The following is a 25123-nucleotide window of genomic DNA, read 5'->3' as shown; positions in this document are numbered from 1 at the left end:
AATTTCACCCAAAAAATAAAGGGGCCTAAGCCCCTTTATCTATTATTTATCTGTAGATTTGCTGAATGCAGCTTCCAGTACAGCGACCATCTGATCGTTTTCAGACTGAGTCAGCGGAGTCCCTTTCTCACTGATAAATTGCAGGCTGCTTCGGTTATCCAAATCACCAACCTGTAACTTATAATTTCCTTCGCTAACAGAAGGTTCTTCTACTCCCAAGGCTTTCCAGCCAGAAGAACTCAAGCTTTTGTAACTGACTGAAATTGCCCCTGTTGAGCGGGTACGATCTGTCACTTGCATACCTACGCTTTCCAACGCATAAGGCAATCTATTCCAAACAACATTATACGGTGCACGTACAATAATTTGTGGCAATCCAGTGTTATCACTGCCACTTTGTACAGGAAGTACACCTGAATCTTTGGTGCTGCTTTGAGTCGCTGCTTCCTGTTGCTGACTTAAACCATTCACCAGCTCATTAAGCATCAATACATTATAACGCTGAATTTCTGATGGATTCTTAATCTCTTTTCCATCATGTTTCAAACCTTCATTAGAAACAGACAAAACAGTCTGATAGCCCTGCGGTATAACAGAAATATGAAAACGCCCCTGATAAGGAACATTTTCATCTGCCCGGGGCCATGAAATCCAATCTGTCGTCAATGTTTTTGCTGCATCATCTTTCTGACTGATTTTGTGATGTTTCTTTTCCAGCAACATATTGATCTGTGACCACAGATTGCTGTATTCCGAGGTATTTTCAAGCAACAACTTACTGCTTTGTGCGCTATTTTCAACACGGGAGCCAGCCAATAATGCAAGAACCTGCAATGGCGGACGAATATCCAACTCTTTCCCTACTGCACCTGCTAAATCCATTTGCTGGATAGTATATTCACCATTTTGCAGTGGTAATATCATTCCCGCCGGGATAGTCAGTGTTTTCAATGGAGGGGTGTCAAGATAGGATTCATCCCCGCTTACCTGACGTTGATAGCGCGGATCGCTGGAACAGGCTGCCAGAAAAACTACCAATGATAGGCCTGCAACCTTCATGACCTTCGATTTTTGCAATAATGTTGCCATTAAAATTCCCTAAATTTTACAGTAATCCAGCCACTTTCAAGGTATTACCTACTGAAATCTGCCCTTCCTGCGTTAACGGGACCATGGGTAAACGCAGTGTATCATCGGCAATTAATCCCAGTTGACGGCAAGCCCACTTGGCTGGCGTCGGGCTAGGTTCAACAAATAATTGATGATGCAATTCCATCAGGTGGTGGTTCAGGCTGCGGGCTTTCAAAAATTCGCCCTGCTCAGCCAACTTACACATTTGTGCCATTTCTGCGGCGGCAACGTTTGCTGTTACAGAAATAACCCCTTTACCACCCAGTTGCATGAAATCGACAAAACTTGCATCATCGCCACTCAGCAGAATGAAATTTTCATCATTAACCAGTTCTTGGATCTGACTAACACGGCTTAAGTTCCCTGTCGCTTCTTTAATTGCAACAATATTTTTCAATTTCGCCAAGCGAGCGACAGTGGATGGCAGTAAATCACATCCGGTACGAGACGGTACATTATACAGAATTTGTGGTAAGCCAGTATTCTCGGCTATCGCTTTATAGTGCTGGTATAAACCTTCCTGAGACGGTCTATTATAATAGGGTGTCACTGACAGGCAAGCAACAACGCCTGTGTTTTCGAAATGATGGGTCAGTGAAATGGCTTCCGCGGTGGCATTTGCCCCTGTCCCTGCAATCACCGGAATGCGCCCGTCCGCCAATTCCAGTGTTGTCAGTACGACATCAATATGCTCATCATGGCTAAGCGTCGCGCATTCACCTGTCGTTCCGACAGACACAATCGCAGATGTACCACTGGCGATATGATAATCAACCAATTTTTTCAGGCTGGCTTTATCAACCTGACCTGCCGAATCCATTGGTGTTATCAATGCAACTATACTGCCTGTAAAACCTGAATGTTCGCTCACCATTGCCATTTCCCCTTAGTAAAACCTTAAACCACAAATGAGGCACTCATGGTACTTTCTTGTCATAAAGAAGAAAACTCTTTAAGCACGCGATTTCAATGAATTTTGTTAATACCAAGTGTAGCCGATTAAACAGAAATTATAATCGGGTCCCCCAAACAATGCGATTGACCTTCTCTTGAACATTTCTTAATGTTTAACCACAAACAAACAACAATCACCCATAACAATTAAAGGAAAAACACTTTGCCAGCATCAGAACAACATTTTTTAGTGATCACCGCTCTCGGAACAGATCGTCCCGGCATCGTCAACACCATTACCCGCCTTGCCAGTACATGTGGCTGTAATATTGAAGACAGCCGTTTAGCAATGTTCGGCGAAGAATTTACCTTTATCATGCTGTTATCAGGCAGTTGGAATGCCATTGCCCTGATCGAATCCACGCTGCCACAGAAAGGGGCAGAACTTGAACTGCTTATTGTCATGAAGCGCACACGGTGTGGCATTCAAACTAAATTTCCTTCAACGATTACCGTAAAAGTTGATGTCGATGATTCTCCGGGGATTGTTGAGCGTTTTACCAGTCTGTTTACAGCTCAGAACCTCAATATTGCTGAACTGGTATCAAAAACACACCCTGCCGAAAAAAACAGTCACGCCCGCCTGAAAATTCAGATCACAGGCCATCATGCACTGGACGATAATGGCACGCTATTCAAAGAAACATTCCATCGCTTATGTGAAGAACTTAATGCACAAGGCAATATCAGTGTGCAAGGCGATTTGCAAACAGAATAAGGATACGCAGCCTCCGGCCGGAGGCTACCGCCATATGAAAATGCTCATTGACTCTGTGCCGGTGGGTATCTTTTCTCCGGTAAGCATCAGTGGATCATGCTGGCTCTTTACGAACGCGCTTAACTATCTTAATCTTAGAATTTATTGCTTGCCTCAAAAATAACACCGCTGTTAATGCAGTTTATCTTTATCCATTGGCTTTCAAAATGCAGCACGCTCCAACAAAGCGGCAACTTGGAAGACAACAGATATTTTGATGCAAGAATATGCAGTATTAACAACGAATCATTAACTAAAAACGATTAAACGGAGAATGCGTGATGAGCCCATTGAAAGCCGGTGATAAGGCACCTCAATTCAGCCTTCCTGACCAAGATGGCGAAACGATTAATTTATCTGACTTCAAAGGTCAGCGTGTTTTAGTTTACTTTTATCCCAAGGCAATGACACCCGGCTGCACCATTCAAGCCTGTGGATTGCGTGACGCAATGGATGATCTGAAAGACTTCAATATTGAAGTTCTGGGTATCAGCATCGATGAACCCACAAAATTATCCCGTTTTTCAGAAAAAGAGATGTTGAATTTTATACTGCTTTCTGACGCTGATCATCAGACTGCTTTGCAGTTTGGTGTTTGGGGGGAAAAGCAATTCATGGGTAAAACTTATGATGGTATTCATCGCATCAGCTTCTTAATTAATCCACAAGGCAATATTGAACACGTTTTTGATAAATTCAAGACCAGTGACCACCATCAGGTTGTATTGGATTATCTGAAACAACATTCATCATGATTCAGTGATATCTCATTTCGTTCAAACCACCGTTTGAACAAAATGATAAACACATTGCCAGATAATCCCATTCACTCCCGTAGCCGGTTTGCTTACGGGAGTGACCTTTTATTTCACTGTTTTCGCCGGCGAAAAAATAAAGCGACAGCCGGAATCGCATGGAGAAGTATCATGCGTATGATATGACTTGACATGATAATTCCCACGTTGACTTTCATTGCCATTGCCGCAAATAGCATGGCTTCCATGCTGCCGGGCGCCCAGGCCAGAATCAGCAAATCAACCGGATATCCCATGATGTGGGCCGTCACCAACGCAACCAAGACGGTTACCAGCATACTGACAAAGACAGCCTGTACGGAAGCCCAGATATTCTGGATCAGCATAGAAATAGAAAAAGCCGTAAAATATCTGCCTATGCGCATGCCAATCAATGTCATGGATAAAAAGCTGAGGAAATCCGGTACAGTCAACATCCTGTCCGTCAGATAATGCATTGATATTGCTACAACCAATGAAGTCAGCATATAAGGCGCCGGAACATGCATGCGCTCCAGCAAACGCCCCGAAAAGTATCCACCAGCGGCAATCAACAGTAACCAACCAACCATACCCAGTGTCGCAAAGCTGAATATATGGACATTCAGCTCATCAGAATATGGCACATGTTCTGTCGCCGGAGGTGGATTCAAACCGGTTATGACACCAGCGATAATGATTAATATCACCAAGCGGATAGCATGGGATATCACGACTTTTTGAGGGGGAGTCTGTGTATGTTCACTGATTGCCAAAACCGCTGCCATTGCCCCGGGAACCGCACCCAGCATCGATTCTTCACGGCTCCAGCCTAATTTGCGATTAAACCATAAATAACCAATTCCGAATTGCAGCCCCAGACAAATTAACAATGAAGGAAGAAGTAATAAAATATCCTGTGCGGCCTCTCCTTGCAGCCCCTTGACCATTAGCCCCACTGAACTGCCCAACACAATCTGGACAATGGTAAGGCTATGCTTGGGTATGCTGACATCAACCTTAAGCCGATGCGCAATAATCATAGCGGCAATTGCCCCGAACATATAAGTCAGCGGCAATCCCAGCAGTGATCCTCCCCATCCCACAAGCATACAAAGTGCAATACTTAACAGCGACCGCATCTTATATCTTCCTCTATTTTGACTTTTTATTATTTTCAGAATGAAATGACCTTCAATATTCCTCTTTTATCTCTCTGCTATATTGATAGTTGTTATATTCACACGCCATCCTGAACGTTTTCTTCCGGCCAGACATGGATGACCGCCTTAATTAAGGTTGCGAGTGGAATAGCAAAAAACACACCCCAAAATCCCCACAGTCCGCCAAAAATAATGATTGAGAGGATAATAATAAGCGGATGAAGATTAACGGCTTCTGAGAACAAAATCGGCACAAGGATGTTGCCATCCAATCCTTGCACAACTAAATATGCGATGAATAATGTCCAAAAATCAGCCCCAATTCCCCATTGAAACAACGCCACAGTAATGACGGGAATAGTGACAAGAACAGTACCGATATAAGGAATGAGCACGGATAAACCAACCAAGACTGAAAGCAGCAAAGAATAGCGCAGCCCGAATAAAGCAAATACCGCATACGTACATACCGTCAAAATAACCATTTCCGTGACCTTACCTCGGATATAGTTAGTAATTTGTTGGTTCATTTCACTCCATACTTTTCCGGCCAATCCGTAGTTACGCGGCAATATATGCTGTAACGCCACGACCATTTGCTTTTTATCTTTCAACAGAAAAAAGACCATCAAAGGGACAAGAATGAGATAAATCGCGAGTGTCAGTAAACCAATCAGAGAAGCGACTGAAAACTTAAAAACCGACTCACCCGCCAGGGAAAGTTTGCTGCGTAAATTGTCTGCTATCATGTCAATGATGCCCGCATCAACCAGAGCAGGATAACGGGAAGGTAAAGTATGGGCATATTCGTTAAAACGATTAAGCATATTGGGGAGATCAGAAAACAAGTTTAATCCCTGTTGCCAGACAGTCGGGGCGACAATCAGGATAATCAATGCACTAATTCCCATAAAAATAGTTAATACAATCAAAACTGAAAGTGTGCGGCTGCAACCTAACTTTTCCAATTGAAACGTTGGCCATTCCAGCAAATAGGCCAGCACAACCGCCACAAGAACAGGTGCCAAAATTCCATTGAAAAAATAGATTATCCCAAATCCGACCAATAAAATAACCAATAAAGCAACAACTTGAGGATCGGTGAAACGGCGGCGATACCATTGCATAATCATATCCAACATAAATACAGCTCCTTGACCGCGGCACTCTATGCTTATTTTTACTAAAACTTTTAAGATTGACAAATTTTAAGTCACCCTCTGCTATCATACACGTATTAATGAAATTGGTAGCCAAATGGTGCATATTGTTTTACGAGGATTGTTTGTATGAGAATCGCCTTATGAAAAATCTGGCCCAAAAATCTCTGATAGCAGTATTAACCAGCCTATTATTATTGGGAAACCCACCTGTTTTTGCCGCGCCGACTGAAGATTTGTTGCCTGATATCGGCACGACAGCAGGGGCAACTCTCAGCATTAATCAAGAAATGGCAATGGGTGACTTATATCTTCGTTCGATACGTGCTCAAGCGCCACTCATCTATGACCCATTATTAACACAATACATTAATCAATTAGGGCAAAAATTAGTCAATCATGCTGATTCCGTAAAAACGCCCTTTCATTTTTATTTGATTAATAATCCGAGTATTAATGCTTATGCATTTTTTGGAGGCAACGTTGTCCTTCACTCAGCCCTTTTTCGCTACAGCCACAATGAAAGTGAACTGGCCTCTGTTATGGCCCATGAAATTTCCCATGTGACACAGCGGCATCTAGCGCGTTTGATGGAAGATCAACAGCGTAAAAGCCCATTGGCCTGGGCTGGGGCACTGGGATCTATCCTGCTCATGATGGCAAGCCCACAAGCGGGCATGGCGGCACTAAGCGGGACTATTGCAGGCGTTAAGCAAGGTTTCATCAGTTTTACCCAATCAAATGAACAAGAAGCTGATCGCATTGGTATGCAAACGCTCAGCCGGGCAGGATTTGACCCACAGGGAATGCCGAATTTCATGCAAATTATGGCAGACCAATATCGTTATAGTTCGAAGCTGCCTGAAATACTTTATACGCACCCCCTACCTGACAGCCGTTTAGCGGATGCCCGCAACAGGGCCAATCAATACCCGGCCAAGGCCACTCCGGAGTCCCAAGATTTCCTGTTCGCCCGTGTTCGTATCCTGACCATGTTTTCGAACGAACAGGGCCTTTATATTAACCAATTATTGGATAAATACAGCCAAGGAACCGCGAAAGAACAACTCGCTGCCGCCTATGGACACACTATTTTACTTCTTCAGGATAAAAAATACGCTGAAGCGAGAAAAATCCTGTCTCCATTGTTTGAGAAACATCCGGATAACCTTTGGTTCATTGATGCAATGACCGATATTGATATCGAGCAAAAACAGTATACTAATGCGATTTCCCGATTGCAGAATGCACTCAATAAATTCAAAAATAACCCTATATTGCAAATCAATCTCGCAAACGCTTATATTCAGTCAAAACAATATCCGCAAGCCTCACAACTCTTGTTCCGGTATACCTTCAATCACCCTGAAGATCTCAATGGCTGGACACTATTGACAGAAGCCGCGGGAAAACAAGGAAAACGCCACGAAGAGTGGGCAGCCTATGCAGAAATTGTCGCTTTACAAGGTGAGTTTGACATGGCCATAGATTATCTCAGCAAGGCCAGCAAATTAGTAAAATTGGGTAGCTATGACCAAAGGCGGTATGATGCGCGTATAGATCAATTACGACAGCTACAACAAAATTACAGCCAATATAAATAATGAGGGATCTTTACATGCAACAAGTTACTTTCTATCACAATCCCCGATGCTCAAAAAGCCGTGAAACGCTCAAACTGGTTGAAGAGCTAGGCATCACACCGGAAATCATTCATTATCTTGAAACACCGCCGACAGCGGAACAGCTCGCAGTATTATTGCAAAAACTCGGTTTCCACGATGCGCGTCAATTAATGCGAACGAAAGAAGAATTGTATGCACAATTAAATCTCGGTGATGATTCACTATCCCAAGAAGCATTGCTCAATGCTATGGCCGAGAATCCTAAATTGATAGAGCGCCCGATTGTCGTTGTTGGTGATAAAGCTCGCATAGGCCGCCCTCCTGAGCAAGTTAAAGAGATTCTGGCTTAATTATCCATCACCTCTCACCGACAAAATCAAACAAAAAAAGTGATAGGGCTGCATGACCTCTATCACTTTTTTGTTACCAACCCATAGACGCCAGGATGTGGTGTAATCTACAAAGCTGCAATGTGAAAGGTGAGGAGCTGAAAGGCCAGTCATATAAAGCCGTCCTGTCCCACTTTCTGGACCCAAAGCTTCTGGGTTCAAAGCTCAAGGATATCTTTCACAAAGGGGATAGTCAGTTTTCGCTGCGCCACAATAGAAGCCCTATCAAGCTCATCCAGCGTTTTAAACAGTGTTTGCATTTCCCTATCAAGCCGTTTTAATACAAAGCGCCCGACATCTTCGGGTAATTCAAAACCCCTTAATTTTGCTCTCAGTTGCAATGCCTGAATTTTTTCCTCATCGGATAAAGGCTGTAATTTGTAAATCTGCCCCCAATCCAGACGAGATGCCAGATCCGGCAATGTCAGGTTAATTTGCCGCGGAGGACGATCGCCTGTGATCAAAAGGCACGTCTGGCCAATTTCGACAATCCGGTTATAGAGGTTGAAAATCGCCATTTCCCACTCCTGATCACCAGCAATACACTCAATGTTATCGATGCACACCAATGATAAATGTTCCATGCCATCAAGAACTTCAGGAACAAAATAGGCACGTTTATCCAACGGTACATATCCCACCGCTTCTTCTTGTTGGGACAGCTCAGTACAAGCTGCATGAAGCAAATGGCTCTTGCCCCCACCATCGCGGGACCAAAAATAGATATAACTGCCATGTGACTGACTAATGGCCAATTTTATTGCAGCCAATAAGGAAGTATTCTCACCTGCAAAGAAACTGGCAAAAGTTTCATCATCGGGCAAATATAATGGCAACGAAAGCTGTGACGGTGTATTCAGAAGCACCTCAAACAGAATGGATAACGAACGGTACTAAGTCTACCACAAAAAGTTACTATAAATGAAACGAATGCTTTATTTAAAACAAAGAGGAATTATTGGCCCGACAGCCTCAAAATGGATGATTTACAACCAATTAGATATTGAAGAATTTTTCAGGGTCTTGATAAAAATCCACGTTATTCATATTACTCTTTTCACAATACAGTATCGTTTATCGATTATGCAAAAATACACAAAAAATAAGATAACCCAATGATTAAATAATCATTTTCGTTTCATGAAAAATAATAATGTTAATATTAAATATATTACACTGTATGATAAGGAAGGCACAAAGTAAGCTTAATCATGAGTGTCATAATAAATTACATTATGGAACAACGACATTGATTATGTGGATGAAAACAAACTGCCTGAAAATTAAATTCACATTCTGTTTAAAATTAGAAATATTTCTAATATTGATGTTAAACGCTCACTGACTGTATATTAATCAATACTCAAAATGAATTTATACTCGTGTAACATACCGGACTCACTGGTTATTATGGTCAGTCATTGCCAGTCATTAAATAAATGATAAGAGAAAGAGTTCATTGCAAACTCTTCCTCGTAAAAAGCCAATATAAGATTATTTTATGGCTTCATTCATTTTCTTATCACCATCAAGTGATTCCACCGATGTACGGATATAAGGCTCATCCGGGCGAATGAGATCAATCAACCTGAAAATCAGGCTCAAACCCACACCGACGACCGTTGCCAGTGCCATACCTTTTAATTCCGCTGCGCCGATTTTGATTTCTGCCCCACTGATGCCAATAATCAAAATGACAGAAGTCAGGATCAAATTTTGTGCTTTGCTGTAATCCACTTTAGAGTCAATCAAAACGCGAATGCCTGATACACCAATCACGCCGTACAGCAACAGAGAAACACCGCCCATGACCGGAGTTGGAATGATCTGAATGGCCACAGCCAGTTTACCCACACAAGAAAGCAATATTGCAATAATTGCTGCACCGCCAATAACCCATGTGCTATACACCCGGGTCAGTGCCATAACGCCAATGTTCTCACCGTAAGTCGTGTTGGGTGTTGAACCAAAGAAACCGGAAAACATCGTTGATAGACCATTTGCAAACATTGAACGATGCAGGCCGGGGTTTTTCAGCAAATCCTTCTGGACTATGTTGGCAGTCACCACCAAGTGCCCCACATGTTCTGCAATCACCACCAGCGCTGCCGGCAAGATAGTCATTATGGCAAACCACTCAAAACGTGGTGTATAAAACGTCGGCAATGCAAACCACGGCGCGGCATAGACGGGGGCAAAGTTGACAACCCCCAGAAATAATGACAACGCATAACCGGCCAACACCCCAATCAGAATCGGGATAATCGCCAGAAAACCACGAAATACGACCGAACCCAAAATCGTTACCGCCAGTGTCACCATCGATATCGTCAGGTTAGTCATGTTGACTGCAGTGCCGGCTGCCGGGCGTAAACCCGCCATATCAGCCGCAGTGCCAGCCAACTCCAAACCAATCACCGCAACAATAGCGCCCATCGCTGCGGGGGGGAACATGACATTAATCCATCCCCTTCCTGCGTATTTAACAATCAGGGAAACCAGACAGAACAACAAACCGCAGACAATAAATCCACCCAATGCCAATTCATATCCCAAAGGCAACAGCATCAGTACAGGTGAAATAAAAGCAAAACTCGATCCCAGATAGGCCGGAATTCTTCCTTTGCAAATCACCAGATACAACAAAGTTCCAATACCATTAAACAACAAAATCGTGGCGGGATTGACCTGAAATAAAACGGGAACCAAGACGGTTGCCCCAAACATGGCAAATAGATGTTGTAAACTTAATGGAATAGTCTGTGCCAAAGGCGGGCGCTCATCTACCCCAATAGTCCGACGGGTCATTCTTGATATCCTCTTGTATCATCTTGCTAGAAACCAAAAAAAGCCGGCTTTCCGCCGGCTAAAAATATTATTTAGTACCAAATAGCTTATCGCCGGCATCTCCCAGACCAGGCACGATATAACCATGTTCATTAAGGCATTCGTCAATAGAAGCCGTGTACAATTCAACATCCGGATGTGCTTTTTCCAATGCAGCAATACCTTCCGGTGCCGCAACCAGAACCAGTACCTTAATGACAGAACACCCTGCTTTTTTCAGCAAGTCAATCGTGGCTATCATGGAACCGCCGGTTGCCAGCATAGGATCAACAACCAATGCCATGCGTTCATCAATATCAGAAACCAATTTCTGGAAGTATGGCACAGGCTCAAGGGTTTCTTCATCACGGTAAACCCCGACAACACTGATACGTGCACTCGGGATATTTTCCAGGACACCGTCCATCATTCCCAATCCGGCACGCAGAATAGGGACTACTGTAATTTTCTTCCCTTTAATCTGTTCTATTTCTACCGGACCACACCATCCGTCAATGGTCACTTTCTCAACTTCAAAATCAGCAGTTGCTTCATATGTCAGAAGACTACCCACCTCTGAGGCCAGTTCACGAAAGCGTTTGGTGCTTATATCATGATCTCGCATCAGGCCAAGTTTATGTTTTACCAGTGGGTGATTAACCTCAACGATTTTCATGGGAGTTCTCCTAATATAGCCGGCAGATAAAAAAATCGCGGGATTATACCTCCTTTTCGGCATCTCGCCACTATTAATCTGTTGATTTTTATCAACCATAGTGCCTTTTCTTTTATTTTTATCTGACAGAAAACCTATACAAAGCTATCGCAAACGTTTGCCCAGACTGTTAGAATCAATCCCGTTCTGTTTTATTCATTCAAATGCAACCGCCTGGGAGCTACGCAGTGACCAACAAAACCTCTCTTAGCTATAAAGATGCTGGTGTCGATATTGATGCCGGTAATGCCTTAGTCAATCGTATCAAAAATGTCGTAAAACAGACCCGACGCCCGGAAGTCATGGGAGGATTGGGTGGTTTTGGTGCATTATGTTCCCTTCCGCAAAAATACCGCGAACCTGTATTGGTTTCCGGTACAGATGGTGTCGGCACTAAATTGCGCTTAGCCATGGATTTGAAACGCCATGACACTATCGGGATTGATTTGGTTGCCATGTGTGTTAACGACCTGATCGTTCAGGGTGCTGAACCTCTTTTTTTCCTCGATTACTACGCCACGGGCAAACTGGATGTTGATACCGCAACCAGTGTAATTACCGGTATTGCAGAAGGTTGTCAACAGGCAGGCTGTGCATTGGTCGGTGGTGAAACCGCTGAAATGCCCGGAATGTATCATGGCGAAGATTATGATGTTGCAGGTTTTTGTGTCGGTGTCGTCGAAAAATCAGAAATTATTGACGGCAGCCGGGTTCAGGTGGGAGATGCACTGGTTGCACTGGCATCAAGCGGCCCACATTCCAACGGCTACTCTTTGATCCGCAAAATTCTCGAAGTCAGCCGGACAAATCCAGAAAGCACCCAACTTGAGGGAAAATCCCTCGCTGATCATCTGCTCGCGCCAACACAAATTTATGTTAAATCTATTCTTGGATTGATTGAAGAAGTTGAAGTACATGCCATTTCACATCTGACAGGCGGTGGCTTCTGGGAAAACATCCCTCGTGTTCTGCCAGAAAATATGCAAGCCAGAATCGACTCAGGCAGTTGGCAATGGCCTGCTGTTTTTAAATGGTTGCAACAAGCAGGCGATGTCACTACATACGAAATGTACCGTACCTTCAATTGTGGTGTCGGAATGATTATAGCCCTGCCTCAATCTCAGGCAGAACAAGCGCTTTCATATCTGAATGCAGCGGGTGAAAACGCATGGCAAATTGGCTCTGTCTCTGAACTCAGTGCCCATGAAGAACCCGTTATTATCAGCTAAGGCAATGCATGAAAAAGATAGTTGTTTTAATTTCAGGCAATGGCAGTAATCTTCAGTCTATTATTGATGCCTGCCAGCAAAATCGGATCCATGGCTATATTTCTGCGGTTTTCAGCAACAAAGCGGATGCCTATGGTTTAAAACGTGCAGAACAAGCGGATATTCCCGCTTATTTCATCAATCCGAAAGCCCATGGGGATCGTAAGAATTATGATTTAGCACTGGCTGAAGCCATTGACCTGTATTCCCCCGATCTGGTGGTTTTGGCCGGATATATGAGCATTTTATCGCCTGATTTTGTCCAACATTATCATGGCCGGTTACTCAATGTTCACCCCTCTTTATTGCCGAAATATCCGGGTCTGCATACCCATCAGAGAGCCATTGAAAATGGCGATAAAGAGCATGGCACCTCTGTCCATTTTGTGACTGAAGAGCTGGACGGCGGCCCCGTCATTTTACAGGCTAAAGTGCCCATTTTTGAAGACGATATGGAAGAGGATGTCATCAAACGTGTTCAAACCCAAGAGCATAATATTTACCCTCTGGTGATTGATTGGTTCCTGAACGGGCGTTTGGTGATGGATGGCAATAAAGCATGCATGGACGGTAACATGTTACCTCCCCAAGGGTACGCCGCAGAATAAGTCCGTCGGTTAAATACAAGACCCGATAAATTTCACATTACGGCACATCCGCAAAGGGCAACTCCCCGGAAGCATAAGTAAATTATACGACCGGGGTAAGCTCACCGAAAACAATTGAACACGACCAATCATACTGTGGCTTGCAAGACAAAAATAACTTGAAAGAAAAAAATCACCTGAAAGACAAAAAGTATGACCTACTGTTTTATGTCAGTGTTTCTTCACAAGACGCTATATTAAAACGAGACTTTGCTGTAAGTTGTCATGCCGGATTGGCTTATTGCCTTATCCGCAAATTTCGGATATTTATCAATCTGAAAATATTAACCTTGAAATAATTGATTATTAGAATATTACTTAATACCAAATATATTTATACGCAATGGATTTCAAGTTGCATCGCGGCGGCAAGGGAATGAATCCACGGGAGCATAGATAACTATGTGACCGGGGTGAATGAGTGCAGCCAACAAAGAGGCAACTTGAAAGACGAAGGGTATAGTGTGAATACGGCTCATTTCATCATCTATATCCATTGAGTTTCAAGGTATAGCCAACAACGCGACAACTTGAAAGGCAACGAATATAAAAACACTGAGGTATCCAATGTCCGGTGGTTCAGAATATCCACTTATCAACTTACGTCCCCTTGAACGGGAAGACCTCCCTTTTGTCCATCAACTCGATAATAATGCCAGTGTTATGCGTTATTGGTTTGAAGAACCTTATGAAGCGTTTGTCGAACTCTGTGATCTCTATGACAAACACATCCATGACCAGAGTGAGCGCCGTTTTATCATTGAGAGCATGACGGCCAGAGTCGGGTTGGTGGAGCTAGTCGAAATTGATTATGTTCATCGTCGCTCAGAGTTCCAGATTATCATTGCACCAACCTACCAAGGGCAAGGATATGCAACTCAGGCCGTTAAACTTGCGATGGAATATGCCTTTGCTGTCCTGAATCTTTATAAACTGTACCTCATTGTTGATAAAGAAAATTTAAAGGCAATTCATATATACAATAAATTGGGGTTTCATACCGAAGGCGAATTGATCGATGAATTTTTTGTGAATGGCTCTTATCATACTGCCATTCGGATGTGTACGTTCCAGCATCACTATTTTGCCAGAAAAGCGCTCGAGGCTCAGACAGCTGCCGGTTAGATCCGCATCATCATGCATGGGCTGTTAAATGCCATTGATTAAATGTTGTCGCTGTCTATTAAACGCTATCTATTCAACAAATGGAAAACCAAATGGAGTAGTAATGTCCCACGATCGCCTCTATACCGAAAAAGAACTCAGTTGGCTCTCTTTCAACGAACGTGTCCTTCAGGAAGCGGCGGACAAAAGTAACCCGCTAATTGAAAGAATGAGGTTTTTAGGGATCTACTCCAATAACCTGGATGAGTTTTATAAAGTTCGTTTTGCCGACGTCAAACGACGCATTCTTATCAGTGAAGAAAGGGGATCTGCTACCGGCGCCCGTCAATTGCTGAAAAAAATTGAGGCTAAAGTCGCCAAAATCGATCAGGAGTTCGATGAACTTTACAATGAGTTATTGCTGGAAATGGCGCGTAATCAGATTTTTTTGATTAACGAACGACAAATATCACCCAATCAACAAATCTGGCTGCGGCAATATTTCCGGCAGCATTTACGCCCGCACATTACCCCGATTGTCATCAATCCGGAAACGAACTTAGTTGAATTTTTGAAAGACGATTACACCTATTTAGCGGTTGAAATTATCCGGGGGCAAACAACAAAATATGCCTTGCTGGAAATTCCATCAGATAAAGCCCCCCGTTTCGTTAACCTGCCGCCAGAACAGCCACGCAGACGCAAGTCAATGATATTGCTTGATAATATCCTGCGTTATACATTGGATGAAATTTTCAAGGGCTTCTTCGATTACGACACGTTGAATGTCTATTCCATGAAGATGACCCGTGACTCTGAATATGATCTGGCAACCGAAATGGAATCCAGCCTTCTGGAACTGATGTCTTCAACCCTGAAACAAAGGCTGACGGCAGAACCTGTAAGATTCGTCTATCAACGTGATATGCCGGATGAAATGGTCGGGTTGCTGCGCACTAAACTGGGGCTTTCCAATGATGATTCCGTTATTGCGGGTGGCCGCTACCATAATTTCAAAGATTTCATCAAATTCCCCAATGAAGGAAACCGCAATCTCCTGAATAAACCCATACCCCGGTTGCGTCATACTTGGTTCGACCATTTCCGCAATGGTTTTGATGCCATTCGTGAAAAAGACGTTCTGCTTTATTACCCTTACCACACATTTGAACATGTGCTGGAATTGCTCCGGCAAGCCTCTTTCGATCCCAGCGTGCTTTCCATCAAGATTAACATCTACCGTGTTGCCAAAGATTCCCGGATTATTGATTCGATGATCCATGCTGCCCACAACGGCAAAAAAGTGACGGTGGTGGTGGAGTTGCAAGCACGTTTTGATGAAGAAGCCAATATCCATTGGGCAAAACGTCTGACTGAAGCGGGGGTTCATGTTATTTTCTCCGCTCCCGGCCTGAAAATCCATGCCAAACTGTTTGTCATTTCACGCCTTGAAGGAAACGAAATTATCCGTTATGCCCATATTGGAACAGGAAATTTCAATGAGAAAACCGCCCGCTTATATACCGATTACTCCCTGTTGACGGCAAAACCTGAGGTGACCAATGAAGTCCGGCGCGTCTTTAACTTTATTGAAAATCCTTATCGCCCGGTCACATTTGAAAATTTGATGGTATCTCCCCAAAATTCACGGGCTATGCTCAATCAATTGATTAATCAGGAAATTGAAAACGCCAAAGCAGGGGAAATTGCAGGCATTACCCTGAAAATCAATAACCTGGTAGATAAGGAATTAGTAGAGCGCTTGTATGATGCCTCAGAAGCAGGTGTAAAAATTCGCCTTCTGATACGTGGCATGTGTTCTTTAGTCCCAAACCAACCCGGATTCAGCGAGAATATTCAGGTGACCAGCATTGTTGATCGTTTTCTCGAGCATGATCGGGTTTATGTTTTTACGAACAAAGGCGATGAAAAAGTGTTTCTCTCATCGGCAGACTGGATGACCCGCAATATTGATTATCGCATCGAAGTTGCCGTTTGCCTGTTAGATCCTATGTTAAAGCAACAAGTTCTGGATATTCTCGAATTACAGTTCAGTGACACGGTCAAAGCGCGTTACATTGATAAGGAATTAAGCAATCGCTATGTTCCCCGCGGAAATAAGCGTAAAATCCGCGCACAGCTTGCTGTTTATGATTACCTGAAAAACCTTGAGCAACCAGAACCAAGAGCCTGATTTATGCCGTTGAAACACGACACCCCGACCCCTAAGCCCCAGGAAATCGCCACCATTGATCTGGGTTCCAATAGCTTTCATATGGTAATTGCGCGTATTGTCAACGGTGCATTGCAGATTATCGGACGTTTGAAAAAACGAGTTTACCTTGCCGATGGTTTAAACAGCAAAAATGAATTGAGTGAAGAATCCATCAATCGCGGCATCACCTGCCTTTCCCTGTTTGCTGAACGACTTCAGGGGTTTTCAGCAGATAATGTTTGTCTGGTGGGAACGCACAGTTTGCGTGAAGCCGCTAATGCTCAGGAATTTTTGAAACGGGCAAAAGAAGTTATCCCCTACCCGATTGAAATCATTTCTGGTCATGAAGAAGCCCGCCTGATTTTTATGGGTGTTGAACATACCCAACCGGAAAAAGGCCGCAAATTGGTGATTGACATTGGGGGCGGTTCCACTGAATTGGTCATTGGTGAAGATTTCGAACCTTTATTAATTGAAAGCCGCCGCATGGGTTGTGTCAGTTTTGCCCGCCAATTCTTTCCGGAGGGGGTCATTAATGAACATAACTTCCGCAAGGCACGACTTCAGGCAGCACAAAAACTGGAAAATCTGGTGTGGCAATTTCGTTCTAAAGGCTGGGATTTTGCGTTAGGTGCATCAGGCACAATCAAATCCATCCATGAATTATTGGTTGAACTCGGGGAAAAAGATGGCCTGATTACCCCGGAACGCCTCAATATGCTGGTCAAGCGCATTCTGAAATATAAGAATGTCAAGTCACTGGAATTGCCCGGGTTATCTTATGACCGCAAACAGACTTTTGTACCCGGCCTTGCCATTTTATGCGGCATTTTTGATGCCTTGCACATTCAGGAATTACGCCTGTCACAGGGCGCGCTGCGGGAAGGTGTACTTTATGAAATGGAAGATCGCTTTCGTCATCAGGATATTCGCCAGCGAACAGCCAAAAGCCTTGCCGAACATTATAATATCGATCGGGAACAGGCCGAACGCGTCTGGACTACAGCGAAAACACTTTACGAACAATGGGCAACACAGAACCCGAAACGAATACATCCTCAATTGGAATCGATTCTGTTGTGGGCTTCCATGCTGCATGAAGTTGGCCTAAGCATCAATCTGAGCGGGCTTCAACGGCATTCTGCCTATATTTTGCAACATACTGACCTTCCCGGATTTAACCAAGAACAACAATTGCTGCTGGCAACACTTGTGCGTTATCACCGTAAGGCCGTTAAAGTACATGAACACCCTCGTTTCTATCTGTTTAAGAAAAAACAATATCTTCCTATGATCAAGATATTGAGATTGGCGACTTTGTTGAATAACCAACGCCAGTCAACCACAACACCGCAGACACTGAGGCTAGAAACCGAGCAGGGTCAATGGACACTTTATTTGCCCAAAAATTATTTAACCCAAAACGCCCTTGTGCTGCTTGACTTAGAGAAAGAACAGGATTATTGGAATGATGTGGCTGGTTGGAACTTATATATTGAAGAGGAATCGACTTAGCGATACCACCTTATGAAAAAGAAAAAGAAAACGGTTCAGATTATAAAATTGATATTGCTTATCAGCTTTCTGCTTTTATTTGGACGTTTTATCTACTCATTTATGGCAGCATTGGAACATCATCAACAACAAACAATATCATCCCCCACCAGCAGGCAAATAGAATAGTTGCTGTGGGGCCTGCCGGAAGCCCTATTCCTGACTATTCCGTATTTATGGCAAAAATTACGGTATTTTCTACTCCGATTTCATGAACGGGTCCTCCGGTCATCAGGGAGCAACAGGCTCCCGCTTTCGGGTACTACTATAAGAAGGCCGAAAATCTGAAGGACCCACACCTCATATCTCAATCCCAGCACAAAGCCAAAGGCTAAGTGGTTGGAATATGTTCATTACATTCTCTTCGTTGTGCGTAAATATTACTTTTTCTAAGTAAACTATCCATTGGAAACATAACCAAATGAAATGCGGGTATGGTTATTTTTAAATGCAAGCACCCACAGGTACCCATAAATTAAATTTCACCATCGAGTTCTTTCTCAGACAGCCCCTTAAACTCAAAAGGTTCGCTATCAACATAATCTTCAGTGGCATCACCTGAGAAAATATTGCTTTGCCCCTCACCTAAATCCAGTTTCTTCACTTTACCAGTTTTGGCTGAGAAATCGATTTTCTTTAGATCTGTCCAGAAAATATTCGGTGTCAGTGCAGACTCAAAGAAATAGAGCTGGCGTTTATGATCAACCAATGTCCGCCAACGTGTTGATGAAATTTCTATCGAATCGTCTATCGCCAACCCGTAAGGAACCGAAACGTTACGAATTACACTGAATACACTTGCAACGGCTTTATTGGGTGTCGTTTCTTGTGGAATAGCATTAATATAGAATTGAGCGCGAGCAAATCTGTCCGGAGAACGATTGGTGCCCGGAAGTTCCTCTGTGCCCGGAATATTTTCCCAATATTCCTGCATTTCCAATTGCTCTTCATACGTTGGTGAATTCGTCATCACCTGATATTTACGGCTATGATGAATCACTTGTTCACCGTCAATATATTCAATAATCGCACTATCACCACTCGCATCTGACAATGATAAATGCAATGTTGCTAAACGACCTTGGCCCGGCACTTCATCCGTCATTACGACGAAAGGGTCATTTTCCAGTGATTCAACGGCTTCAGCGACTGTCGCATAATTATCCAGCATAAACTGCGCCCACAATGAAATCGATAATGCAGGCCGCTTATCATTGGGTTGTGGATATTTAGATTCAGCTAACCATAATAAGTTAGCCATAAGACCTTTTTCATTAATACCATCTGTGGTTGAAATATCGTAGCCAGATGCAATCACACTGCCATATTGAGATTCCCATCCAACAGAATTAGGACCTGCTATACCGTACCTGTACATGCCTCGTGGAAATATCCATAAATTTGTTCCGATTTCGTATCTAAAATCCATCGTTCTTGTTGTTATGGTTTGTCCATATTTACCTAAATAAACTATACGAGTACACATATCATCTCCTAAGATAAAAAGTAAAAACAGATAGATTTCTTCAGATTATAGAAATTATTTTTCTACGCTTTATGCTTAAATTTAATGAGATATATATATAATTCGCTCACCAATTTAAGAATGACATAAAATAACTGAATGGAAATTAATAAAATCTCTTCCTCCTATAAAAATTTAGATGATATGCCATATGAAAGGGTTTTTCTGAACGACAAATCAATTTCATTGAATCATATAACCGCTGAGATATCAGCCTATGGTATAATCTAATTTATTTAGTAAGTTAGGAATATTTTTTTGATATACTGAGTACTACAGCCATAGGTTCCATTTGTGGCATGATAGCCGGACATTTTTTCACACACCGTATTGAACATGAAAACCTTACTCTACTTGATCGGATTAAGCGATTGAACCGTAAAACACTCGGTTATTCAAAATCGCCAGAAATGCATGACAAAATTATCGGTACTTTTATCGAAAGGGTATATTATATATCGAAAGAGAATATTATATTTAGCGCCAGCAACGCATTGAATACGCGACCGGGTTTATCATAGTGAGTGTTAAATCTTATATTTATACAAATATAAAATAATTGTGTAATATTTTTTATAACGCAGTTTACTTTTAATATCTTGGTGAAAAATTCAATTGCGCATATGAATAACATCATGTGACGCCTAGTCATGTTATTTTAATAACAAACCTAATTATCATCTTTGGTTACAAATATCAATCCGAATATTTCTATACCATTCTTTGATCTGAATTAAGTTTATAAACGTATCACTATATTAGTGTCTGTTATAAATGCTGTGCCCTATTAGAAATTAGAACGATGTTTAGTTAATAGAATCAAAACCTGACACTTTGGAATTATAAAATGAATTCGCCACATAGCCTCATTCCATCATTAGAAAATCCCCGTACTTCTTCCCATGAACTATCACTGAGTTCTACTCAACAAGTCATTTGGCTTGACCAAATTCTTCACCCTGACACCCCCAATTACAACATCAGTACATTGGTCTGTATCAATGGGGATCTGGATGAAGCATTGTTCACTCAAGCCCTTGAAGCTGTTGTTTCTCGCCATGACGCATTGCGCTTGCGGCTTGTGGATACCCACGGATTGCCTCGCCAGAAACTCATCGATACTTTCTCAGTATCTTTAGCTGTGCACGATTTTTCACAATCTGCTGATGCAGAATCCGAAGCCACACAGCAAATACACGCTACTTTTGTGCGTCCGTTCCATTTGTATGGTGAGCTGTGGCGTTCCGAGCTGCTGCGAGTCAGTGATACTCGTTGGTACTGGCAATTTTGCTGTCATCATTTGATCTCAGATGGTCTGAGTTTGAGGCTGGTTATCAAAGATCTTGCAGATAATTACAATTGCTTGGTCAAGGGAAATACATTAGCAGACGTTGCCCCTTCCTATCTCGATTTTATTGTTGAAGATCGCGCCTATCTTGACTCTAAATTACACGCGCGCGATCTGCAATTTTGGCTGAAGCGCTATGAAAAACTGCCCCCTGCCCTAATTCCGCCCTCAAATGCAGGCACATCTGTCACTCATAAGCCAACAAAACCCGTTCTTTGGCAATTGGATAAAACACTTTTCCAGCAAATTGAAGATGCAGTGGCTGCCCATGGGTTATCCGTCCTCCATTTTATGTATGCCGTTCTGGCTTGCTACTTCGCACGCAGTGCAGACACAGAAGAGATTGTTATTGGCATTCCCGTGCACAATCGCAGAAATGCGAAACAGAAATGTACAATAGGGATGTTCTCATCAGTCATTCCCATTGGCGTGACTGTTCACGCTGAGGATTCTTTCCTGGATGTCATGCGCAAAACAGCAACGGAATTGCGTCGTTGCTATAAGCATCAGCGGTTGCCAATCGCTGAGATTAACCAGCACACGCAAGTCAAACAGAAAACAGGGCGCACTCAACTTTTTGATATCATGCTTTCGCTGGAGTTGTTTGAAGTCAATGCAAGTATGCAAGGTACTGTCACAACACTCAAACAATCATATCGTGGCGCTATGTTTCCTCTCACGATAGCTATCTACCAATACACATTTACCCACCTTGAAAACGCAAATCAACCTGCCACAATCGAATTTAACTACGATACTGATTACCTGAGCCACGAAGAGGTTGTTGCCCTTCAATCTCGTTTGGCCTTATTAGTGGAAACCGCCATCACATCTCTGGATATGCCCGTAGGAAGAACACCGCTATTGCCGGAGGCGGAACGCCAGCAACTACTGCTGGGCTTCAATGCAACCGATGCTGACTTTCCACAACATATTTTGGTACATCAATTATTCGAACAACAGGCTGAACGCACTCCGGATGCGATTGCAGTCGCGTTTGGCACTCACTCCCTTAGTTACGATGAGCTCAATCGTCGCTCTAATTGTTTAGCGCATGACTTGCTTACTTTAGGAGTGCAACCCGACAGCCGGGTCGCCATCTGTGTTGAACGCAGTCTGGAGATGATAGTGGGGCTGTTGGCTATCCTCAAAGCTGGCGGTGCCTATGTACCGTTAGATCCGGCTTATCCGACCGAGCGGCTGATGTATATGCTTGATGATGCGGCACCGGTGGCGCTGCTTACCCAGTCTTCACTCACTGCAAGGTTGAACAGCCATCTGCCTACTGTGCTACTTGATACCCAAGCCCCATCCATTTTTGATAAAGAGTCAGAAAAAAATCCTGATGCTCAATTACAGGGACTGACCTCACGTCATCTGGCGTATGTGATTTATACCTCAGGCTCCACCGGATTACCCAAGGGAGTGGAAATGCCTCTGGCGGCATTGTCGAATTTGTTGCAATGGCACCGCGACAACCCTTCCCATCTCTCCGGAAGCGGTAAAACACTACAATTTGCTGCATTGGGGTTTGATGTTGCCTTCCAGGAAATATTTACGACCCTCTGTGAAGGTGGATGTTTGGTCTTGATTAATGAAGCCATACGTCGGGAGCCACACCAACTCCTCCAACTTATTCAGCAAAAACAAATTGACAGGCTTTTCCTTCCCTACATTGCCCTACAGCACCTTGCTGAAGCTTCCGGCGGCATTGAAGGCGATTTTGCTTGTCTGGCTCACATCGTTACCGCAGGCGAACAATTGCGCATCACGCCAGCCATTCGCCGTTTTCTGCAACGCACTGGATCATGCCAGCTACACAATCACTATGGCCCGACGGAAAGCCATGTGGTTACAGCGTATACACTGGGCAAAAATATTAATCAGTGGGCCATATTACCTCCCATAGGCCGCCCAATTGCTAACACCCGAATTTATCTTCTGGATACGCAAGGCCAGCCGGTACCCCTTGGGGTGGCAGGTGAAATTCACATCGGCGGTGCTGGTGTGGCCCGTGGCTATCTAAACCGCCCGGAATTGACGGCAGAGCGCTTTATTCCCGATCCATTCTCAGCAACGCCAAACGCCCGTCTGTACAAGACAGGTGACCTCGGACGCTGGCTACCCGATGGTAATATCGAATACCTCGGCCGCAATGATTTTCAGATCAAGCTGCGCGGCTTCCGCATTGAGCTGGGCGAAATCGAAGCGCGCCTGATTCAGTGCCCGGAAATAGACGAAGCTGTTGTTATTGCCCGCGAGGATATTCCCGGTGACAAACGTCTGGTTGCCTATTTGCGGACTCAGCCTGATATTGAACCAGAGCCATCCAAATTGCGCCAGCAACTTGCACAGCATTTGGCCGACTATATGCTGCCCAGTGCTTTTGTCGTGTTGGATGCTTTTCCGCTGACCCCCAACGGTAAACTCGACCATAAGGCGCTGCCCGCCCCTGATCAGTCAGCAATGGTAACGCGTGACTATGAAGCCCCCTTCGGCGAACAGGAAACAATGCTGGCTGAAATCTGGCAAGACTTGCTGGGGCTCGCCCGTGTCGGCCGCCAAGATCATTTCTTTGAGCTCGGTGGTCATTCGCTGATAGCGGTCAGTCTGATTGAACGACTGCGCAATGCTGGATGGTTACTTGATGTCCGCGGTGTTTTTTCTGCCCCCGTGCTTGCTGACATGGCTCAGGCTATCCGGATAAATCAGGATAACGCTGTTTTTATTGTGCCACCCAACCGTATTCCTGAAAACTGCGCCGTTATTACTCCCGATTTGTTGCCCTTGGCAACATTGTCTCAAGCGGACATTGACACGGTTGTCAAAACCGTCGTTGGCGGCGCGGCCAATGTGCAGGATATCTATCCGCTTGCCCCACTACAGGAAGGCATATTGTTCCATTATCAGCTACAGGAGCAAGGCGATGCCTATCTGTTAAGTAGTCTGATTGCCTTTGATAACCGTGAGTGTCTCGATGCTTTCCTTGGCGCCCTGCAACAAGTCATCGACCGCCACGATATTTTGCGTACCGCCATCTGCTGGCAAAATGTAACCCAACCGGTACAAGTAGTCTGGCGTCAGGCGCCACTGTCAGTGATGACGTTTGTTCCGACCTCAGAAGATAATGTGCAGGCTCAGTTGCAAGCCCATGCTGATCCACGTCAACGCCGGCTCGATCTGAGTCAGGCACCACTGCTTGCCGCTGATATCGCTCACGATCCTGACAACCATCAGTGGTTACTGGCACTGAGTTTCCATCATCTGGTCTGTGACCATATGACACTGGTGTTTATCGTTGATGAAATCCGCCTGCTTTATCAAGGGCGTACCGAGGAACTACCCAATCCGCTGCCGTACCGTAACTTCATTGCCCAAACCCGGAGCGTGCCATCCTCGGTACATGAAGACTACTTCCGTAACCGACTTGCAGACGTTGATGCACCAACAGCGCCGTTTGGCCTGCTCAATGTACAAAGTGATGGCGAAGATATTGCAGAAGCCCGTTTATTGCTGGATACCACGCTGGCCCGGGCGATCCGCGATCAGGCCCGTCGCTTGGGAGTCAGTTCTGGCGTGTTGTTCCATGTTGCCTGGGCACAAGTGCTGGCACAGACCAGCGGCCGTGATGATGTCGTTTTCGGTTCCGTGCTACTCGGCCGTCTGCAAGGTTCTGCCGGCGCTGACCGGGTAATGGGAATGTTTATCAATACCCTGCCAGTGCGGGTATCCCTTGCTGGTCGCAGCGTGCTGGAAGCCGTGCGTGCCACTTACTCTGACCTGATGGCACTGCTAGAACATGAACAAGCACCGCTGGCACTGGCCCAACGTTGCAGTGGTGTGATGCCACCAATGCCATTGTTCAGTGCCCTGCTCAATTACCGCCATAACCAGCCAAACACAGACGATACAGCCTGGGATGGCATGCGTTTGTTGACAACAGAGGAGCGCAATAACTATCCGCTGACG

The 25123-nt window shown here is 44.1% G+C and carries 18 protein-coding genes and 1 pseudogene (1 of these 19 running past the window's edge); 11 read left to right on the top strand and 8 right to left on the bottom strand.

The features are described 5' to 3' along the window. Window positions 1-42: 42 nt before the first annotated feature. Window positions 43-1089 (bottom strand): outer membrane protein assembly factor BamC, encoded by a 1047-nt coding sequence (gene bamC / locus Xsze_RS14725; RefSeq protein ID WP_038238959.1) that lies wholly within the window; start codon window positions 1087-1089, stop codon window positions 43-45. Window positions 1090-1105: 16 nt separating this feature from the next. After that, window positions 1106-2005, bottom strand: a complete 900-nt coding sequence (dapA, locus tag Xsze_RS14720; protein WP_038238961.1) for a 4-hydroxy-tetrahydrodipicolinate synthase — start codon at window positions 2003-2005, stop codon at window positions 1106-1108. A gap of 243 nt (window positions 2006-2248) precedes the next feature. Between dapA and Xsze_RS14715 the strand changes: the two genes are divergently transcribed. Beyond that, window positions 2249-2803, top strand: a complete 555-nt coding sequence (locus Xsze_RS14715) for a glycine cleavage system transcriptional repressor (RefSeq protein WP_038238964.1) — start codon at window positions 2249-2251, stop codon at window positions 2801-2803. Window positions 2804-3123: 320 nt separating this feature from the next. Continuing rightward, window positions 3124-3597 carry a thioredoxin-dependent thiol peroxidase gene (gene bcp, locus Xsze_RS14710; RefSeq protein ID WP_038238966.1) on the top strand — a complete coding sequence of 158 codons (474 nt, stop codon included), beginning with the start codon at window positions 3124-3126 and terminating at the stop codon, window positions 3595-3597. A gap of 113 nt (window positions 3598-3710) precedes the next feature. On the opposite strand, the gene Xsze_RS14705 is transcribed toward bcp, so the two are convergent. Both Xsze_RS14705 and Xsze_RS14700 read right to left on the bottom strand, forming a co-directional pair. Beyond that, window positions 3711-4757 carry an AbrB family transcriptional regulator gene (locus tag Xsze_RS14705; protein WP_038238969.1) on the bottom strand — a complete coding sequence of 349 codons (1047 nt, stop codon included), beginning with the start codon at window positions 4755-4757 and terminating at the stop codon, window positions 3711-3713. 98 nt (window positions 4758-4855) lie between these two features. Beyond that, the gene (locus tag Xsze_RS14700) at window positions 4856-5920 is read right to left on the bottom strand and encodes an AI-2E family transporter (RefSeq protein WP_038238972.1); all 1065 of its coding nucleotides are present in this window, start codon (window positions 5918-5920) and stop codon (window positions 4856-4858) included. Between the two features lie 161 nt (window positions 5921-6081). On the opposite strand from Xsze_RS14700, the gene bepA reads away from it, so the two are divergent. Continuing rightward, window positions 6082-7542 (top strand): beta-barrel assembly-enhancing protease, encoded by a 1461-nt coding sequence (gene bepA / locus Xsze_RS14695; protein ID WP_038238974.1) that lies wholly within the window; start codon window positions 6082-6084, stop codon window positions 7540-7542. 14 nt (window positions 7543-7556) lie between these two features. After that, window positions 7557-7913: an arsenate reductase (glutaredoxin) gene (arsC, locus tag Xsze_RS14690; protein WP_038238977.1), complete on the top strand. Its 357-nt coding sequence runs from the start codon at window positions 7557-7559 to the stop codon at window positions 7911-7913. A 197-nt stretch (window positions 7914-8110) separates the two neighbouring features. Here the strand turns inward: arsC and hda are convergent, their stop codons facing one another. The 3 genes from hda to upp form a co-directional block, all read right to left on the bottom strand. Further along, on the bottom strand, window positions 8111-8818 hold the full coding sequence (gene hda / locus Xsze_RS14685) for a DnaA inactivator Hda (RefSeq protein ID WP_038238982.1): 708 nt from the start codon (window positions 8816-8818) through the stop codon (window positions 8111-8113). A 628-nt stretch (window positions 8819-9446) separates the two neighbouring features. Beyond that, on the bottom strand, window positions 9447-10760 hold the full coding sequence (gene uraA / locus Xsze_RS14675; RefSeq protein WP_038238987.1) for a uracil permease: 1314 nt from the start codon (window positions 10758-10760) through the stop codon (window positions 9447-9449). A gap of 67 nt (window positions 10761-10827) precedes the next feature. Next, the gene (gene upp, locus Xsze_RS14670; protein WP_038238989.1) at window positions 10828-11454 is read right to left on the bottom strand and encodes a uracil phosphoribosyltransferase; all 627 of its coding nucleotides are present in this window, start codon (window positions 11452-11454) and stop codon (window positions 10828-10830) included. A gap of 227 nt (window positions 11455-11681) precedes the next feature. Between upp and purM the strand changes: the two genes are divergently transcribed. The 5 genes from purM to ppx all read left to right on the top strand — a co-directional run bounded on the left by purM (window position 11682) and on the right by ppx (window position 18242). Then, window positions 11682-12722, top strand: a complete 1041-nt coding sequence (purM, locus tag Xsze_RS14665; protein ID WP_038238991.1) for a phosphoribosylformylglycinamidine cyclo-ligase — start codon at window positions 11682-11684, stop codon at window positions 12720-12722. Between the two features lie 8 nt (window positions 12723-12730). Next, window positions 12731-13369 (top strand): phosphoribosylglycinamide formyltransferase, encoded by a 639-nt coding sequence (gene purN / locus Xsze_RS14660; RefSeq protein WP_038238993.1) that lies wholly within the window; start codon window positions 12731-12733, stop codon window positions 13367-13369. Window positions 13370-13975: 606 nt separating this feature from the next. Beyond that, window positions 13976-14533: a spermidine N1-acetyltransferase gene (speG, locus tag Xsze_RS14655; RefSeq protein WP_038238996.1), complete on the top strand. Its 558-nt coding sequence runs from the start codon at window positions 13976-13978 to the stop codon at window positions 14531-14533. A 103-nt stretch (window positions 14534-14636) separates the two neighbouring features. Continuing rightward, window positions 14637-16706 carry a polyphosphate kinase 1 gene (gene ppk1, locus Xsze_RS14650; RefSeq protein WP_038238997.1) on the top strand — a complete coding sequence of 690 codons (2070 nt, stop codon included), beginning with the start codon at window positions 14637-14639 and terminating at the stop codon, window positions 16704-16706. 3 nt (window positions 16707-16709) lie between these two features. Continuing rightward, window positions 16710-18242 (top strand): exopolyphosphatase, encoded by a 1533-nt coding sequence (gene ppx, locus Xsze_RS14645; RefSeq protein ID WP_038238999.1) that lies wholly within the window; start codon window positions 16710-16712, stop codon window positions 18240-18242. A 514-nt stretch (window positions 18243-18756) separates the two neighbouring features. On the opposite strand, the gene Xsze_RS14635 is transcribed toward ppx, so the two are convergent. Further along, the gene (locus tag Xsze_RS14635) at window positions 18757-19767 is read right to left on the bottom strand and encodes a linear amide C-N hydrolase (protein WP_084616264.1); all 1011 of its coding nucleotides are present in this window, start codon (window positions 19765-19767) and stop codon (window positions 18757-18759) included. 341 nt (window positions 19768-20108) lie between these two features. Between Xsze_RS14635 and Xsze_RS14625 the strand changes: the two are divergent. Both Xsze_RS14625 and Xsze_RS14620 read left to right on the top strand, forming a co-directional pair. Next, window positions 20109-20264: pseudogene (locus Xsze_RS14625) on the top strand (IS1 family transposase); the annotation flags it as partial. A gap of 389 nt (window positions 20265-20653) precedes the next feature. Continuing rightward, window positions 20654-25123, top strand: partial view of a non-ribosomal peptide synthetase gene (locus tag Xsze_RS14620; protein ID WP_099139143.1) — the beginning only. Its footprint extends 21483 nt past the window's final position; the window shows 4470 of its 25953 coding nt (coding positions 1-4470); the start codon lies at window positions 20654-20656; its stop codon lies beyond the right edge, outside the window.

It is taken from the genome of Xenorhabdus szentirmaii DSM 16338 (assembly GCF_002632585.1).
Classification (GTDB): Bacteria; Pseudomonadota; Gammaproteobacteria; order Enterobacterales; family Enterobacteriaceae; genus Xenorhabdus; species Xenorhabdus szentirmaii.
Note: the sequence above shows the minus strand (reverse complement) of the source record. Positions and strands in the feature narration are given on the sequence as shown.